Source organism: Amycolatopsis dongchuanensis (assembly GCF_039542405.1).
Taxonomy (GTDB): Bacteria; Actinomycetota; Actinomycetes; order Mycobacteriales; family Pseudonocardiaceae; genus Amycolatopsis_E; species Amycolatopsis_E sacchari.
This window is the reverse complement of sequence record NZ_BAABIB010000062.1, coordinates 52,743-69,288: the sequence shown is the minus strand read 5'-3', so window position 1 is coordinate 69,288 and position 16,546 is coordinate 52,743. Positions and strand designations below refer to the sequence as shown.

General features: G+C 72.0%; 13 protein-coding genes. 3 read left to right on the top strand and 10 right to left on the bottom strand.

Features of this window, described 5'->3' with window-relative positions; translation table 11 throughout:
* Nucleotides 1-32: 32 nt before the first annotated feature.
* Complete coding sequence (gene lysX, locus ABFX51_RS14365; RefSeq protein ID WP_346053941.1) at nt 33-3,299, top strand: bifunctional lysylphosphatidylglycerol synthetase/lysine--tRNA ligase LysX; 3,267 nt, start codon at nt 33-35, stop codon at nt 3,297-3,299.
* Complete coding sequence (locus tag ABFX51_RS14360; RefSeq protein ID WP_346053940.1) at nt 3,296-4,252, top strand: alpha/beta hydrolase; 957 nt, start codon at nt 3,296-3,298, stop codon at nt 4,250-4,252. The genes lysX and ABFX51_RS14360 overlap by 4 nt, the downstream gene beginning before the upstream one ends.
* A gap of 4 nt (nt 4,253-4,256) precedes the next feature.
* On the opposite strand, the gene ABFX51_RS14355 is transcribed toward ABFX51_RS14360, so the two are convergent.
* Genes ABFX51_RS14355 through iolC form a run of 9 tightly spaced genes read right to left on the bottom strand, consistent with a single transcriptional unit; the run spans nt 4,257 to nt 14,486 of the window.
* Nucleotides 4,257-5,675: a sugar porter family MFS transporter gene (locus ABFX51_RS14355; protein WP_091514813.1), complete on the bottom strand. Its 1,419-nt coding sequence runs from the start codon at nt 5,673-5,675 to the stop codon at nt 4,257-4,259.
* Between the two features lie 15 nt (nt 5,676-5,690).
* Nucleotides 5,691-6,551 (bottom strand): sugar phosphate isomerase/epimerase family protein, encoded by an 861-nt coding sequence (locus ABFX51_RS14350; RefSeq protein ID WP_091514811.1) that lies wholly within the window; start codon nt 6,549-6,551, stop codon nt 5,691-5,693.
* A 1-nt stretch (nt 6,552) separates the two neighbouring features.
* A complete protein-coding gene (locus ABFX51_RS14345; protein ID WP_091514809.1) occupies nt 6,553-7,560 on the bottom strand; it encodes a Gfo/Idh/MocA family oxidoreductase in 1,008 nt (335 codons plus the stop codon).
* Nucleotides 7,557-8,486 carry a TIM barrel protein gene (locus tag ABFX51_RS14340; protein ID WP_091514807.1) on the bottom strand — a complete coding sequence of 310 codons (930 nt, stop codon included), beginning with the start codon at nt 8,484-8,486 and terminating at the stop codon, nt 7,557-7,559. Before ABFX51_RS14340 ends, ABFX51_RS14345 begins: the two co-directional genes overlap by 4 nt.
* Nucleotides 8,487-8,494: 8 nt before the next feature.
* The gene (locus ABFX51_RS14335; protein WP_091514804.1) at nt 8,495-9,979 is read right to left on the bottom strand and encodes a CoA-acylating methylmalonate-semialdehyde dehydrogenase; all 1,485 of its coding nucleotides are present in this window, start codon (nt 9,977-9,979) and stop codon (nt 8,495-8,497) included.
* 8 nt (nt 9,980-9,987) lie between these two features.
* Nucleotides 9,988-11,844: a 3D-(3,5/4)-trihydroxycyclohexane-1,2-dione acylhydrolase (decyclizing) gene (gene iolD / locus ABFX51_RS14330; protein WP_091514801.1), complete on the bottom strand. Its 1,857-nt coding sequence runs from the start codon at nt 11,842-11,844 to the stop codon at nt 9,988-9,990.
* Nucleotides 11,841-12,668 carry a 5-deoxy-glucuronate isomerase gene (gene iolB, locus ABFX51_RS14325; RefSeq protein WP_091514799.1) on the bottom strand — a complete coding sequence of 276 codons (828 nt, stop codon included), beginning with the start codon at nt 12,666-12,668 and terminating at the stop codon, nt 11,841-11,843. The genes iolD and iolB overlap by 4 nt, the downstream gene beginning before the upstream one ends.
* Nucleotides 12,665-13,534 carry a Cgl0159 family (beta/alpha)8-fold protein gene (locus ABFX51_RS14320; RefSeq protein WP_091514796.1) on the bottom strand — a complete coding sequence of 290 codons (870 nt, stop codon included), beginning with the start codon at nt 13,532-13,534 and terminating at the stop codon, nt 12,665-12,667. Before ABFX51_RS14320 ends, iolB begins: the two co-directional genes overlap by 4 nt.
* Nucleotides 13,527-14,486 carry a 5-dehydro-2-deoxygluconokinase gene (gene iolC / locus ABFX51_RS14315; protein WP_346053939.1) on the bottom strand — a complete coding sequence of 320 codons (960 nt, stop codon included), beginning with the start codon at nt 14,484-14,486 and terminating at the stop codon, nt 13,527-13,529. Before iolC ends, ABFX51_RS14320 begins: the two co-directional genes overlap by 8 nt.
* A gap of 111 nt (nt 14,487-14,597) precedes the next feature.
* Between iolC and ABFX51_RS14310 the strand changes: the two genes are divergently transcribed.
* Nucleotides 14,598-15,632 carry a LacI family DNA-binding transcriptional regulator gene (locus ABFX51_RS14310; RefSeq protein WP_346053938.1) on the top strand — a complete coding sequence of 345 codons (1,035 nt, stop codon included), beginning with the start codon at nt 14,598-14,600 and terminating at the stop codon, nt 15,630-15,632.
* Nucleotides 15,633-16,154: 522 nt separating this feature from the next.
* Here the strand turns inward: ABFX51_RS14310 and ABFX51_RS14305 are convergent.
* On the bottom strand, nt 16,155-16,544 hold the full coding sequence (locus tag ABFX51_RS14305) for a hypothetical protein (RefSeq protein WP_346053937.1): 390 nt from the start codon (nt 16,542-16,544) through the stop codon (nt 16,155-16,157).
* Nucleotides 16,545-16,546 lie beyond the last annotated feature (2 nt).

The following is a 16,546-nucleotide window of genomic DNA, read 5'->3' as shown; positions in this document are numbered from 1 at the left end:
CGTCGGGCGACGAACGATCCCTGGAGGTTCCGGTGGGCAAGCAAGTGCCCCGTTGGCGGCGGAAGGCCGCGGGGGTGGTGGCCACGGTCGTGCAGCTGAGCGCGCTGGCGTCCGTCGCGCTGCTCGTCTGGGGCGGCCACCGCGCGTTCTACCGGTGGACGGTGGGCGTGTTCGACCTGCTGAACCTGCCCACCGATGCCAACGTCCTGATCGCGCTGGTGCTGGCGGTGCTCGGCGCGGCGTTGCGGCGGCGCAAGCGCGCGGCGCTCGACGTGCTGCTGCTGTTCCAGGCCGGTGGCCTGCTGACGACGCTGGCGCTGCAGGCGACCCTGCTCTGGGCGCCGCACGCGCTGAAACTGCCGCGCACCACCCACCACCTGCCCGCCACGCTGTGGGTGCTGACCGGCGCCGAACTCGTCTCGGTCGGCCTGATCGTCCTGCTGTGCGTGCTGCGGCCGGCGTTCCCGGCGCGGCTGGCCCCCGGCGCGTTCAAGGACACGCTGCTGGTGGCCGGCTGCGGGATCACGGTGGTCGTCTTCGGCGGGTGGGCGTTGCTCACGGTCTTCCCCGGCACGCTGTCCGGGCTCGGCGACAGCTTCCTCTGGGCGGCCAACCACGCCACCGGTGAGCTGGTGTCGCTGCGCCGCCTGGGGGTGCGGGAAGGACCGGCCTGGATCGACTGGCTGCTGGACGTGGGCAGCACGGCCGTCGTGGTCACGGCGTGCGCGGTGTTCTTCCGCAGCGTCCGCGGCCAGCGGCAGCTCACCGCCGACTCGGAACTGCGGGTCCGGGAGCTGCTGGCGCACCACGGCGAGGACGACTCGCTGGGCTACTTCGCCACCCGCCGGGACAAGAGCGTGATCTTCGCCCCGAACGGGCAGGCGGCCGTCACCTACCGCGTGCTGGCGGGCACCAGCATCGCCAGCGCCGACCCGATCGGCGACCGGGACGCGTGGGGGCAGGCGATCGAGGCGTGGCTCGCCGAGGCCCACACCTACGGCTGGGTGCCGGGTGTGCTGGGCGCCAGCGAGCAGGGCGCCCGCGCCTACGCCGCCGCCGGGCTCAAGGCGCTGGAGCTGGGGGACGAGGCGGTGCTGGACATCCACGAGTTCACGCTGGCCGGCCCGCAGCGGCGGTCAGTGCGGCAGGCGGTGAGCCGGATCGAGCGCGCCGGGTACACCGCGCGGGTGCGCCGCCACAGCGAGATCCCGCCGGAGGACATGGTGGTGCTGCTCGACCGCGCGCAGCGCTGGCGCAACGCCGACACCGAGCGCGGGTTCTCGATGGCGCTGTCCCGGCTCGGCGACCCCAGCGACCGGCGGTGCGTGATGGTCGAGGCCTACGACGCGCACGGCGAGCTGCGCGGCATGCTGTCGTTCGTGCCGTGGGGCAGGCGCGGGCTGTCGCTGGACCTGATGCGGCGGGACCGCACCGCCGACAACGGGCTGATCGAGTTCATGGTCACGCGCCTGGTCGAGGAGGCGGGACGGCTCGGCACCACCCGGGTTTCGCTGAACTTCGCGATGTTCCGCGCCGTGTTCGCCGCCGGGGAACGCATCGGCGCGGGACCGGTGCTGCGGGCCTGGCGCGGGGTGCTCGGGGTGGCGTCCCGGTTCGTCCAGCTGGAGTCGCTGTACCGGTCGAACGCGAAGTACGGCCCCGTCTGGCAACCGCGGTTCCTGTGCTACACCTCGGCCCGCGGCATCGCCCGCGTCGCACTGGTCGCCGGTGCGCTGGAGGGTTTCCTGCCCGCAGGCTGGCGCGCGACCCGGCGCACGATCACCGGCGGCGATGTCAGCCCCGGGTTCCTCGACAGGGTCGCGGAGATCGACGCGACGGCCCCAGATCCGCACCCGGTGGTCCGGCGCCCCGAGCAGACCCGGGTGCGGCTGGCCAAACTGGACCGGCTACGCGAGGCCGGGGTGGACCCCTACCCCGCCGGGTTCGCCCGCGACACCATGCTCGCGGACGTGGCCGCCGAGTTCACCGCGCTGCCGCCGGACACCAGGACCGGCCGCCACGTCTCGGTCGCGGGCCGCGTCGTGGCGCTGCGCGACCTCGGCGGCGTGCGGTTCGCCCGGCTGCGCGACTTCACCGGCGAACTGCAGCTGATCCTCGGCGCGGACCCGCTGTGGCAAGCGGGCGTGGACATCGGCGACCACGTCGGCGTGCGCGGCGAGGTGGTCACGTCCCGCCGCGGTGAGCTGTCCGTGCGGGTGGACGACTGGACCGTGACCGCGAAGTGCCTCCACCCGCTGCCCGACAAACGCCACGGCATCACCGATCCCGACACCCGGCTCCGCCGCCGCTACCTCGATCCCGACCTGCCCTCGATCCTCCGGCTGCGCAACACCGTCCTGCGGAGCCTGCGGGACCACTTGTACGCGGCGGACTTCCTCGAGGTCGAAACCCCGATGCTGCACGGTGTGCACGGGGGCGCCAACGCCCGCCCGTTCGTCACCCACAGCAACGCCTACGACACCCGTCTCTACCTGCGCATCGCGCCGGAGCTGTACCTCAAGCGCCTCTGCGTCGCGGGCACCGAGCGGATCTTCGAGCTCAACCGCAACTTCCGCAACGAGGGCGTCGACGCGACCCACAACCCCGAGTTCACGATGCTCGAGGCGTACCAGGCGTATGCCGACTACCACACGATGCGGGTGCTGGCGCGCGAACTGATCCAGCGGGCCGCCGTCGCCGCGTACGGCGCGCCGGTGGTCCGCCACGCCGACGGCGAGCACGACATCTCGGGCGACTGGCCGGTCGTCACGGTCCACGACGCCGTTTCCGCGGCGCTGGGCGAGCACATCACCCCCGACGTCGCGGAGGCCGACCTGCGCAGGCTGTGCGAAAAGGCCGGGGTGCCGGTCACCGAGGAGATGGGCACCGGAGATCTGGTCCAGACCACCTTCGAGCACCTCGTCGAACCCGCGACCGTCGAACCGACCTTCTACACCGACTACCCCGCCGAGACGTCGCCGCTGACGCGCCCCCACCGCGACGACCCGCGACTGGCCGAGCGGTGGGACCTGATCGCCTTCGGCACGGAGATCGCCACCGCGTACACGGAACTGACCGACCCGGTCGAACAACGCCGCCGCCTGCACGCCCAGTCCCTGCGTGCCGCCAGCGGCGACCCGGAGGCCATGGAGATCGACGACGACTTCCTCAGCGCGCTCGAACACGGCATGCCGCCCACCGGCGGGCTCGGCCTCGGGGTGGACCGGCTGCTGATCCTGCTCACCGGGGGCAGCATCCGGCAGACCGTGTTGTTCCCGTTCGTGCGGCCACGGGGGTGAGCGCGCTGAGCGGCTGGTGGCCGGTGCTGGTCGCCGGGCTGCTGGCCGTCACGGCCTGGCTCGTCCGGCGCCGGGGTACGCGGCTCGTCCTCGCCTCGGTGGCGGTGGTGCTGCTGGCCGCGTCCGCGCTCGTGGCCGTGCGCGGGAACCGGCCCGCCGGTGAAGCGCAGCGGCCCCACGCGGGTGTCTTCACGACGGTCGCGATCCCGTCGCCGGGCTTCGCGGCGCGTCCGGCGGTGGTGTACCTGCCGCCGGTGTGGTTCACGGTGCCGCGGCCCAGCCTTCCGGTCCTGCTGCTCCTGCACGGCACCCCGGGCGCACCGGAGGACTGGCTCACCAGCGGCGACGCGGCCGCCACGCTCGAGACGTGGGCGGCGGCGCACGGCGGCCGGGCACCGGTCGTCGTGATGCCCGACATCAACGGAAACCGTGACGGCGACAGCGAATGCGTCGGACCGGCCGAGGACTACCTCACGACCACTATTCCGTCCTTTGTGCACAGTCGCTATGCGACACAACCGCCTGGAGCGCACTGGGCCGTGGCCGGGCTGTCCGAGGGCGGCTCGTGCGCGCTGCAGCTGACGCTCGGGCATCCCGGCGTGTTCGCCACGTTCGGCGACTACAGCGGGCTGGCGGGGCCCCGCACCGGTGACCGCAACGCACCCGGTGACACCGTGCCGAAGCTCTTCGCCGGTTCCACCGCGGCGTTCGACCGGCACGAGCCCCGGTGGCTGCTGACCCACCGGCGCTACCCGGGCACGGCCGGCTGGTTCGAGGTCGGCGACCAGGACGCCGACCCGCTCGCCGCCGCCCGGCAGCTGGAACCCCTGGCCCGCTCGGCGGGTGTCGCGACGCGGCTGACCGTGGTGCCCGGTGGCCGTCACGACTTTCCCTTGTGGCGGCGGGCTTTCGCCGATTCCCTGCCCTGGCTGGCGGAGCGCCTGTCCCCCTGATCGCCTACCGTGCCGAATACCGCGCCCGGAGTTCCTCCTCCAGCGTCTCCAGCGAACGGCCCCGCGTCTCCGGCACGTGCTTCGCCACGAAGGCGACCGCCCCGAGGCCCAGTACGACGAACAGGAAGAACGTGCCGGAGATGCCCATCCCGTCGACCAGCACCGGGAACAGCAGGCCGATCGCGAAGTTCGTCAGCCACAGCACCAGCGCGCACAGGCCGAACCCGAACCCGCGCAGCCGCAGCGGGAAGATCTCCGACAGCATCAGCCACGTCACCGGCGAGATCGCGCCCTGCTGGAACGCCAGGAACGTCACTGTCAGCGCCAGCACCACGAACGCGCGGCCGGTGCCCGCCGGCAGCACCAGCGAGAAGATCCCGATCAGCAGCAGCGCGCACAGGGTCCCTGCCTGCCCCGCCAGCAGCACCGGGCGGCGGTTCCGCCTGCCCAGCAACCAGATCCCGGCGAACGTGGCCAGCACCGAGATCACGCCGTTGGCGATGTTGGCGGTGAGCGCGCCGTTCGCGGAGAACCCGGCGCCGGTGAGGATCTGCGTGCCGTAGTACATGATCGAGTTGACGCCGGTGATCTGCTGGACGACCGCGATGCCGACCCCGACTCCGACGAGCCGCCGGAGCCACGGGGTCGCCAGGTCCGCCCAGCCGCCGGACCGGCTCCGCTCGTCCGCCGCGGCCAGCTGCTCCACCTCGGCCAGCTCCGCCTCCGCCCGGTGCGCGGCGCGGACCTGCCGTAGCACGGCGAGCGCCTCGCCGGAGCGGCCCCGCGCCGCCAGCCAGCGCGGGCTTTCCGGCAGCACCAGCATCCCGAACCACAGCACGACCGCGGGCAGGGTGGCCAGCACCAGCATCCACCGCCACACCCCGCCGCTCTCCCCGAACGCGTTGCCGATGACGGCGTTGAACGTGAACGCGAGCAGCTGCCCGGTCACGATCATCAGCTCGTTCTGGGTGACCAGCCTGCCGCGCCGCTCGGCGGGCGAGACCTCGGCGAGGTACGTCGGCACGGTCACCGACGCGCCGCCGACCGCGAGCCCGAGCACGAACCGGGACCCGACCATCACGGCTGTGGCCGGGGCGAGCGTGCAGCCGAGCGTGCCGGCCAGGAACACCACGGCGAGCAGCAGGATCGTGCGCCGGCGGCCCCGCCGGTCGGACAGCCGCCCGCCCGCCACGGCGCCCAGCGCCGCGCCCAGCAGCAGCGAACTGGTGACCAGCCCCTCGGTGAACGGCGTCAGCCCGAGGTCGGACCGCATGTACGGCAGGGCACCGTTGATCACCCCGGTGTCGTAGCCGAACAGCAGGCCGCCGAACGTGGCGATGACCGTGATGAGCTTGAGCCGGGCGCGGTGCGGTTCCCTGGCGGCACGCGGCGCGGCGACGGCGTCGTCTTTGACGTCGGACAATCCAAACCCTCCGGTTCAGGCGGCCAGTTCCTTGGCCACGCGTTCGAGCATGAGCGTCGAGGACTCCACGGCCCGTTCCTCCCAGGCGAAGACACACACCGTCGCGACGCCGTCGAACCGCAGCTCACGCAGGGTGCCGAAGAACTCCGCCCAGTCCACCTCGCCCTCGCCGATGTCGAGGTGCTGGTGGACGCGCGCCGGGGTGCCGGGCGGGTTGAGGATGTACCGCAGGCCCGAGGACCCCTTGTGGTTGAAGGTGTCCGCGATGTGCACGTGCCGCAGCTTCGGTCCGGCGTACCGCAGCATCCCGGCGATGTCGCCCGCGCCGTCGGAGAGGTGGAAGGTGTGCGGGGCGCAGTAGAGGTAGTTCACCCACGGCTTGTTGACCGCCCGCACCAGGTCCACGGCCGGGCCGTTCAGCTCGCAGAAGTCGTCGGGGTGCGCTTCGAGGTCGAGCGCGATGCCCTCGCGCTCGAACACCGGCAGCAGCTCCTCCATCGAGCGCCAGAACGCGGCCTCGCTCTCCGCCGCCTTTTCGGGGCGCCCGTTGAACTCCGAGTTCATCAGCGGGCATCCCAGCTCGGCGGTCACCTCGATCATCCGCTTCCAGTAGCGGACCGCGGCCTGCCGCTCCGCCTCGTCCGGGCTGGACCACTTGTAGAGCGGCAGCACGCTCGCGAGCTGCACCCCGGTCTCCCGAAGCACGCGCTTGAGTTCCGCCACCTTGTCGTCGTCGGCACGCGGGTGCAGGAAGAACGGCATGAAGTCCTCGCGCGGCGACAGTTCGAGGTACTCGTAACCGATGTCCGCGACTGTGCGGACCATCTCGGCCATCGGCAGTCCGCGCAGCATGTAGGGGTCGAGTGCGATCTTCACGTCAGCTCCGGTAGAAGTCGGGCCGGTCCTTGAGCCGCACCGACACGACGCGGCCGGTGTGCAGCGCTTCGGTGGCGGCGTCGGTGATCACGGCGGCGGCGTAGCCGTCCCAGGCGCTGGGTCCGGTGGGCCCGCCGTCGTGCAGCGAGGCGATCCACTCGGCGAACTCCAGGTCGAAGGCCGCACCAAAGCGCTGCTTCCAGTCCTGGAGGACGCCGGTGCGCTGCCCGGTGGCGGTCTTGACGATCGCGTCGGCCGGGTCGGGCAGCCGCACGGTGCCCGACTCGCACACCGTCTCGCACTGGATGTCGTAGCCGTACTGGCAGTTGACGAACACTTCGAGGTCGGCGCGAACCCCGCTCTCGGTCTCGAAGAGCATGAACTGCGGGTCGGCCAGGTGCGCGAAGCGGTGGCGGGTGCGGCGCGGGGTGAGCACCTGCGCCGACACGATCTCCTCCCCGAGCAGCCAGCGGATGGCGTCGATCTCGTGCACGGCCGTGTCCTGCACCGCCATCTCCGAGCGGTAGGACTCGGGCACGCTCGCGTTGCGGTGCGCGCAGTGCATGAGCAGCGGGTGGCCGAGCTGCCCGCCGTCGAGTGCCCGTTTCACCGCCCGGTACCCGGGGTCGTAGCGGCGCATGAACCCGACCTGCACCAGCCCGCGGCCGGCGGCCTGCTCGGCTTCGAGGATCCGCAGGCAGTCCTCCGCCGTGGTGGCCAGCGGTTTCTCGCAGAACACCGGCTTTCCCGCCGCGGTCGCGGCCAGCACGTACTCCGCGTGCGTCGGACCCCAGCTGGTGACCACGACCGCGTCCACCGCGGGGTCGGCGATCACGTCCTGGCCCGTGGGCAGGGCACGGGCACCGACGCGAGCCGCGACCTCCGCCGCGCGGGCGGCGTCCACGTCGGTCACCGCGACCACGTCGGCACCGGTGACCACGTCGGTCAGGCGCCGGATGTGGTCCTGCCCGATCATCCCGGTCCCGATCACTCCGATGTGGACTGTCATGCGCGTCCACCCCCCAGCCCGTGCGAGTTCAGGTACTCCCGCGTGCGCACGGCGATGGGCAGCGGGACCTCCGGCGCACACGGGTAGAGGTCCTGCTCGACGATCACGAAGATCTCGGCGTCCAGTTCGGACAGTGCGGACACCACGTCGGCCGGGTTGGGCACACCCGCGGGTGGCTCGACGCACACGCCGCGTTTGACGGCCTCCCCGAACGACAGCCCCTCCGCGCGGACCTGGTCCAGCACCACGGGGTCCATCTGCTTGATGTGCACGTAACCGATGCGCTCGCCGTAGCGCCGGATCAGGTCCACGGCATCGCCGCCGCCGTAGGCCACGTGCCCGGTGTCCAGGCACAGGTTCGCGTACCGGCCGTCGCTTTCGTTCAGGTAGCGCTCGATCTCGGGCTGGGTCTGGATGTGGCTGTCGGCGTGCGGGTGCAGCACGAGCCGCACGTCGTAGGTCTCCAGCAGGATCCGGCCCAGCTCGTCGGCGCGCCTGCCGAAGGAGGCCCACTGCCCGGCGGTCAGCTCGGGAGATTCGGTGTACTCGCCGGTCTTCTCGTCGCGGTACATGGGCGGGATGTAGACGAGGTGGTGCGCCCCGGCGGCCGCGGTCAGCTCCGCGACCTTGCGGGTGTTCGCGAGCATGTCGTCCCACTGGTCGGGGCGGTGCAGGGCGCCGAAGGTGGTACCGCCGGACACCCGCAGGCCCCGCTCCCCCAGCTCGTCGGCGAGCTGCCGCGGATCGGTGGGCAGGTAGCCGAACGGGCCCAGCTCCAGCCAGGAGTACCCGGCCTGCACGAGTTCGTCGAGGAAGCGGGTGTAGGGGAGCTGGTGCTCGTCCTGGGGGAACCAGATCCCCCAGGAGTCGGGAGCGGTGCCGAGGCACAGGTTGCCGATGACGGTGCGCGTCGTCGCGGTGGTCATGAGTGCTCCTAGCTGGAGGTGGGGAAGTTGAAGCCGGCTTCCGTGTGCGGCCAGCGGGTGGTCACGACCTTGGCGCGCGTGTAGAACCGGACGCCTTCGGGGCCGTGGATGGGGCTGTCGCCGATGAGCGAGTCCTTCCAGCCGCCGAAGGAGTAGTACGACATCGGCACGGGGATGGGCACGTTGACCCCGATCATGCCGACCTTGACCTCGCGCTGGAACCTCCGCGCGGCCTCGCCGCTGCCGGTGAAGATGGCGGTGCCGTTGCCGTAGGGGTTGGCGTTGATCAGCGCGATGGCCTCGTCCACGGTGTCCACCCGCACGATGCCGAGTACGGGGCCGAAGATCTCCTCGCGGTAGGCGTCCATCTCCGTGGTCAGGTTGTCCAAAAGGGACGGTCCGACGAAGAAGCCGTCCTCGTGGCCCTCGACCGTGAGACTCCGCCCGTCGACCACGACCGTGGCACCCTGTGCGGCCGCGGAGTCGACGGCGGCGAGCACGCGTTCGCGGGCGGCCTGGGTGACGACGGGACCCATGTCGCTGGCCGGGTCCGCTCCCGGGCCGACCTTGACCTCACGCGCCTTGCGTTCGAGGACCTCGACCAGCCCGTCCGCCGCGTCACCGACGGCGACTCCGATGGAGATCGCCATGCAGCGTTGCCCGGCGGAGCCGAACGCCGCCGCGGTGAGGTGGTTGGCGGCGAACTCCAGGTCCGCGTCGGGGAGGACGACGGCGTGGTTCTTCGCGCCGCCGAGGGCCTGGACGCGCTTGCCCGCGGCGGTGGCGCGTTCGTGCACGTACTTCGCGATCGGCGTGGACCCGACGAAGGACACCGCCGCGATACCCGGGTGGTCCAGGATCGCGTCGACCGCCACCTTGTCGCCGTGCACGACGTTGAACACCCCGTCCGGCAGCCCCGCCTCGGCGTAGAGGCGCGCGACGAAGTTCGACGCCGACGGGTCGCGCTCGCTGGGCTTGAGGACGAAGGTGTTCCCCGTGGCGATGGCGATCGGGTGCATCCACGACGGCACCATGACCGGGAAGTTGAACGGGGTGATCCCGGCGACCACGCCGAGCGGCTGGCGGAAGCTGTGCACGTCCACGTCGCGGGACACCTGGTCGGAGAAGCCGCCCTTGAGCGCGTCGGCGATGCCGCACGCGTACTCCACGACCTCGCGGCCCCGCACGATCTCGCCCCGCGCGTCGTCGACGACCTTGCCGTGCTCGCTGGAGACGAGCCGCGCCAGCTCGTCCTCGTGGCGCACCAGCAGCTCGCGGAAGGCGAACAACACACGGGTGCGCTGGGTGAGCGAGGAGTTGCTCCAGGACTCGAAGGCCTTGCCCGCCACAGCGACAGCGGTATCCACATCGGACGGTTCGGCGAGCAGGACCTCGGCTTGCCGCCTGCCCGTGGCCGGGTCGTGCACGGGGGCGGTACGGGTGGACCCGGCCGAGGTCAGGGCGCCGTCGATCCAGTGTTCGATGGTTGTCACGTCGTTCCTCACAGGTAGTGCCGTTGCCGCCGCTTGTGCGCGGCGTAGTTCTCGTGGGCCTTCCGGGTCGAGTCCAGTTCGGACACCTCACTGACCGGCACGTCCCACCACGCCGAGCCCGGTGGGTTCGGGCCGTGCAGGTCGGTCTCCACGTGCACGACGGTGGTCGTCGAGTTCGCTTTCGCCCGCGCGATCGCCTCGGTGAATTCGTCCACAGTGGAAGTGCGGAGCACGGTGGCGCCGAGACTCTCCGCGTTGGCCGCCAGGTCCACTGGGAGGACGTCCCCTTCCAGCAAACCGGAGTCCTGGCTGCGGTAGCGGTAGGAGGTGCCGAACCGCTGGGAGCCCAGCGATTCGGACAGCGAGCCGATGGAGGCGAAGCCGTGGTTCTGCACCACGACGACGATCACCTTGAGCCCCTCGGAGACCATGGTGACGAGCTCCTGGGCCATCATCAGGTACGAGCCGTCGCCCACCAGCACGACCACCTCGCGGTCCGGCGCGGCCAGCTTGGTGCCGACCCCGGCGGCGATCTCGTACCCCATACAGGAGTAGGCGTATTCGACGTTATACGCCTTGGGATCACGAGCCCGCCACAGCATCTGCAGGTCGCCGGGCATCGAGCCGGCCGCGTTGATCACGACGTCCCGGTCGCCCAGCGCCTTGTTGAGCGCACCCAGGATCTCGGTCTGCGCGGGCAGCGGCTGGTGCCCGGCCGTGAAGCACGCGTCGACGGTCCTTTGCCACTCGTCGGCGAGCGACCGCACACGGTCCCGGTAGGCCGCGTCCACCTGCCACCCGGCGAGACCCTCGTGCAACGCCGTGATCCCCCGCCTCGCATCCGCCAGCACCATCTCCGCCGAGTGCTTCGCGGCGTCGAGGCGGGCGACGTTGAGGTTCACGAACTTCACCGCCGGGTTGCCGAACACGGTGTGCGAGGCCGTGGTGAAGTCGGAGTACCGGGTGCCGATGCCCAGCACGACGTCCGCTTCCGCGGCCAGGGCGTTCGCCGCCGTGGTGCCGGTCGAGCCGAGGCCGCCGACCGAGCACGGGTGGTCCCACGGGACCGCGCCCTTCCCGGCGTGGGTGTCGGCGACGGGAATGCCGGTGGCTTCGGCGAAAGCACGCAGCTCGTGCTCGGCTTCGGAGTAGACCACTCCTCCGCCCGCGACGATCAGCGGCTTTTCCGCGCCCCGCAGGAGATCCACCGCCCGCCGCACGGCTTCCGGCGCCGGGACGGGGCGATCGACGTGCCAGACCCGGCGGCGGAAGAACTCCTCCGGCCAGTCGTACGCCTCCGCCTGCACGTCCTGCGGCAGGCACAGGGTCACCGCGCCGGTCTCCACCGGGTCGGTGAGCACCCGCATCGCCGCCAGTGCCGCGGGGATCAGCTGCTCGGGGCGCGTGATCCGGTCGAAGTACCTGGACACGGGGCGGAACGCGTCGTTGACCGTCACGTCCCCGCCGCGCGTGTCCTCCAGCTGCTGCAGCACCGGATCCGGCGCGCGGGTGGCGAACATGTCACTGGGCAGCAGCAACACCGGGAGCCGGTTCGTGGTCGCCAGCGCCGCGCCGGTGATCATGTTGGTCGAGCCGGGGCCGGTGGAGGCGGTGCAGGCGAAGGTCTGCAGGCGGTTGCGCATCTTGGCGAACGCGGCCGCCGCGTGCACCTGTCCCTGCTCGTTGCGGGCCAGGTAGTACGGCATCTCCTGGTGGTACTGCAGCAGTGCCTGCCCCAGCCCGGCCACGTTGCCGTGCCCGAAGATGCCCCAGGTGCCCGGGATCAGCCGCTGCTCGACCCCGTCCCGTTCGGAGTACTGGTTCGCCAGGAACTTCACCAGCGCCTGTGCCGTGGTCAGTCTCATCGGTCGCTCCCGAAAGGCAGGCGTGGATCGACTTCCCGCGATTCCCAGGTCTGGCGCACCCACGCGTGCGCGGGGTCGTCGGAGATCAGCCACGCCCGCTCGGGACCGGGACCCGCCATCACGTTGAGGTAGTACAGGTCGTACCCCGGCGCGGCCATCGACGGCCCGTGCCAGCCGTGCGGGATCAGCACGACGTCCCCGGAGCGCACCTCCGCCAGCACGTCCGAGGACCCGTACACCCGCTGGTAGCCCATGCCGCCGCCGGAGACCTCGAAGTAGTAGATCTCCTCCAGTACGCTCTCCCCTTCGCGGGCTTCGTCGTGCTTGTGGGGCGGGTAGGACGACCAGTTGCCGCCCGGCGTCAGCACCTCGCACACCAGCAGCCGGTCCGCCTCGAACGTGTGCGGCAGGCAGTAGTTGTTGACCTGGCGGGAACAGTTCCCGGCACCCCGCAGTTCGACCGGGGTGGCCTCGGCGGGCTGGTACCGCGCGGGTAAGCGCTTTCCGGTCTTCGCGGAGGGCAACGCGAACCGGCCCCTCCCGGTGATCGTCGCCTCGGCATCCCTCGGCAAGTAGACGAAATCGGTCACCGCGTCGAAGACTCCGGTACGGCCGCGCAGGGTGAAGCTCTCGCCTGCCACCGCGACGGTGCAGCCGCCGGACAGCGGCAGCACCAGCGTTTCACTGTCCCCTGTGGACACTGTCTGTACGCCGTCGAGGTCCAGCACCCGCAGGCCCGAGTAACCCCAGCCCGCGGATTCCGGCGTGACGACGACGTCGAACGGCTTCTCGGCGGTCGATCCCGCCTCGCGGTACAGGTTCACAGCAGCCCCACCGCCGTGTCGACCGCCTTGGCGACGTCGCCGTCGTGCGGGTAGAGCAGCGAACGTCCGACGACCAGGCCCTGCACGGTCGGCAGGGCCAGCGCGCGTTGCCACGACGCGAACGCCGCGTCCGGGTCCCTCACCTCGCCGCCGAGCAGCACCGCGGGCAGCGTCGAGGACGCGAGCACCCACTCCATGTCGTCCACGACGGGGAGCTTCAGCCACGTGTAGGCGGAGGTGCGGCCCAGCCCGGAGGCGATCGTGATCGACTTGATCACGGCTTCCGGGGACAGGTCGTTGTGCAGCCGCCCGTCCCGCCACTCCGACAGGAACGGCTCCACCATCGCGATGAGCCCGCGTTCGGCGAGCTCGTTCACGGCCTTGGCGGTGTTCTCCAGCACCCCCGGGGTGGCCGGGTCGGTCAGGCAGATCCGGGTGAGCGTCTTGCCGCCGTCGAACCGCATCCGCTCCAGGGATTCCGCGTCGTAGCAGGCGAAGCGGTCGTCGATCTCGAACACCGAGCCCGCCAGGCCCGTGCGGTTCATCGAGCCGAGCACGGTCTTGCCGTCCAGCGCGCCCAGCAGCAGCAGGTCCTCCAGGACGTCCGCCGTCGCCAGCACCCCGGTCACGCCGGGGCGGTCCAGCGCCAGGCACAGCCGCTCCAGCAGCTCGCCCCGGTCGGCCATCGCGAGCGGATCGCCGCCGACGGCGTTCGCGCCGCGGGCCGGGTGGTCCGCGGCGATGATCATCGTGCGGCCCCGGTCGTTGAACGGGGACTTCGCCCGCACCCGGTTCGCGGCGGCCTCCGCGATCGCCTCCGGTTCACGCACGCGGCGTTCGACGATCCGCCGCACTGTTTCAGACACCCGTTCCTCCCAGCTTCCGCAGTACCTGTTCCTCGGTCGGCATCGCGTCGGAGCACGCCAGCTCCCCGGCCACGTGTGCGCCGGCGGCGTTGGCGAACCGCATGATCCGCGCCGTGTCCCAGCCCGACAGCAGGCCGTGGCACAACGCCCCGCCGAACGCGTCGCCCGCGCCGAGGCCGTTCACCACGTCCACCGGCACCGGCGGCACCTCGACCTCGCCCGAGTCGTCCACCGCCAGCACGCCCGCCGGCCCCTGCTTGACCACGGCGAGGCTGATCCCCTTGTCCCGCAAGGCTTTCGCGGCCTCGCGGGGATCACGCGTGCCGACCGCGGTGTCGCACTCGTCGAGGTTGCCGACCGCGACCGTGACGTGCCCGAGCGCCTTGCCCACCCATTCCCTGGCGTGCTCGCGCGACGGCCAGAACATCGGCCGGTAGTCCAGGTCCAGCACGGTGGTACCGCGGCGGCCCCGCGCTTCCAGCGCGGCCAGCGTCGCTTCGCGGCTGGGCTCCTGCGACAGGCCGGTCACGGTGACCCAGAAGATCTTGGCGGTCCTGATCGCGTCGAAGTCCAGGTCGTCCACCGCGATGTCCAGGTCCGGCGCCTTGGGGAAGCGGTAGAAGTACAGCGGGAAGTCGTCCGGCGGGAAGATCTCGCAGAACGTCACCGGCGTGGGCAGGTGCTCACTCGTCCCGACGAACCGGGTGTCCACGCCGTAGCCGGTCAGCGCGCGGCGGAGGAACACCCCGAACGGGTCGGCGCCGGTCTTGGTGACCACCGCCGAGCGCAGCCCGTAGCGCGCCCCCGCGACCGCGACGTTCGTGGCCGTGCCGCCGAGGTACTTGCCGAACGAGGTGACCTCCGCCAGCCCGACGCCGGTCTGCAGCGGGTAGACGTCCACCCCGATCCGGCCCATCGTCAGGAGGTCGAACCCCGCGTCGTGGCTGGTCACCTCCACACCTCCTTGTGCCGCGGTCTCGCTTAGCGCGCTCTATTAGCGCGCTCTAGTAGCCGGTACTATGGGCCCGGCGACAGGAGCGTGTCAAGACCTGGCGAGGGGAAGATGGACGAAGGAACCCGGGGCGACGGCGGCAAGCGCGGCCGTCCGACCATGGCGGACGTGGCGGCGCGCGTCGGGGTGTCCCGCGCGCTCGTGTCGCTGGTCTTCCGCAACGAACGCGGGCCGAGCGAGGAGACGCGGGAGCGGGTGTTCGCGGCGGCGCGGGAGCTGGGCTACCGGCCGGACAGCGCCGCGCAGCTGCTGGCGCGGTCCCGCAGCAAGGTGCTCGGCGTGATGATGACGGTCCGCAACCCCTTCCACGCCGACCTGGTGGAGGGCATCTACCCGGCGGCCGAGGAGCTGGGGTACGACATCCTGCTGTCGGCGGCGGTGCCGACGCGGGACGAGCGGGCGGCGGTGGAGGCGTTGCTGAGCCACCGGTGCGAGGGCGTGATCCTGCTGGGCCCCAACCTCGACGGGTCCTACGTCGCCGAGCTGGGCCGCCGGGTGCCCACGGTGGTCGTCGGCCGCGGGGACGCCGACGGCGAGGTCGACACCGTGCACACCGCGGAGGCCCGTGGCGCCAGGGAGGTCGTGGACTACCTGGTGGAGCTGGGGCACACGGAGATCGTGCACATCGACGGCGGCAGCGGGCCGGGTTCGGCGGAGCGGCGCCGGGCCTACCGCGCGGCGATGCGGCGGCACGGGCTGGAGGCGTCGGCGCGGGTGCTGCCCGGGGACCAGACCGAGGAGTCGGGCGCGCAGGCGGCGGAGAGCCTGCTCGCGGACCGGGCGGCGATGCCGACCGCGGTGTTCGCCGGCAACGACCGGTGTGCGGTGGGTTTCCTGGACGCGATGAAGCGGGCCGGGGTCGCCGTGCCGGGCGAGATCTCGGTCGCGGGCTTCGACGACAGCCGGCTGGCGCAGCTGTCGCACATCGACCTGACGACGGTGGCGCAGGCGCCCGACCGGCAGGCGGACCTCGCGGTGCGGGCGGTCGTCGCGCGACTGGAGGACCCGGCCCGCGCCCCGGCCGACCACGTGGTCCAGCCGAAGCTCATCGTGCGCGGCAGCACGGGACGCCCGCCGGGGCGGTGATCACCGGGGGCGGTCGCCCTCGCGGGCGGTGGTTCGCGGTGGTCGGCGGGGGATCGGCGCCGTGCCCTCGGGCCTCGCGTGGCAGGTCAGCGCCGGTGCGGCAGCGCCTCGCGGTGCACGGAGATGCCGGAAACCGCCACCGTGCCCGCGGTCCCCCGCGCGACCAGAGGCCGCCGGTGCCACAGCGCCTCGCGGTGGTCGCGGGCGCCCGGGACCGCCGCCGTGCGCGCCCCCGGTTCTGGCGCGGTCAGTCACCGCCGATGCCGCAACGCTTCGCGGTGCACAGAGATGCCGGAAACACCACCGTGCCCTCGGTCTCGCGCGGCCGGTCACCGCCGATGGTCGCGGCCGCCTGGAGATTGCCCCTGCGCCGCCGGTTCCCGGCGTGGCCGGTCACCGCCGTCGAGGCGGCGGGCGATCCGCGGCGATGCCACCGCCCCAACGCCTGCCGGGCCACTCGCGGCGACCTGCGCGGCCGTGCCCAGCGGCGGGCAGCGGCTACCCGGCTGCCTGGCGGAAGCGCTACTCCACCACCCAGGGGGTGGGCAGGTCCTCGGTCAGCCCGTCGAAAAGCTGCTGCACCGCGCCCGGAATGCGGTCACGCCGGACGACGTCCGTCAGGTTGAACTCGCTGCTCTGGCCGCCCACGACGAGCGTGACCTTGCCCTCCCCCGCGTCGGGCGTGGTGAGCTGCGGGAACGACCCGTCACGCCCCTCGCCCGAAACGAGGAAGTACTCCGGCCCCCCGGCGATCGTCAGGTACTCGAAGGGCTCGTCGCGGCGGACGGACACCTCCGTGTGGATCTTGCTGTCGAGCTGGTCGACCGCCTCGAGGACCTGCTCGAGCGTGGGCTCCTCGATCTCGACGAACGAGACGTGCACGCCGTCCCACGTGTCGACTGACAGCTGCATCG

Coding starts and splice junctions, on each gene's coding strand:
- ABFX51_RS14345 (WP_091514809.1), bottom strand. CDS start 7,560: ATGACAGTCCACATCGGAGTGATCGGGACCGGGATGATCGGGCAGGAC.
- ABFX51_RS14340 (WP_091514807.1), bottom strand. CDS start 8,486: ATGACCACCGCGACGACGCGCACCGTCATCGGCAACCTGTGCCTCGGC.
- iolD (WP_091514801.1), bottom strand. CDS start 11,844: ATGAGACTGACCACGGCACAGGCGCTGGTGAAGTTCCTGGCGAACCAG.
- ABFX51_RS14310 (WP_346053938.1), top strand. CDS start 14,598: ATGGACGAAGGAACCCGGGGCGACGGCGGCAAGCGCGGCCGTCCGACC.
- ABFX51_RS14305 (WP_346053937.1), bottom strand. CDS start 16,544: ATGCAGCTGTCAGTCGACACGTGGGACGGCGTGCACGTCTCGTTCGTC.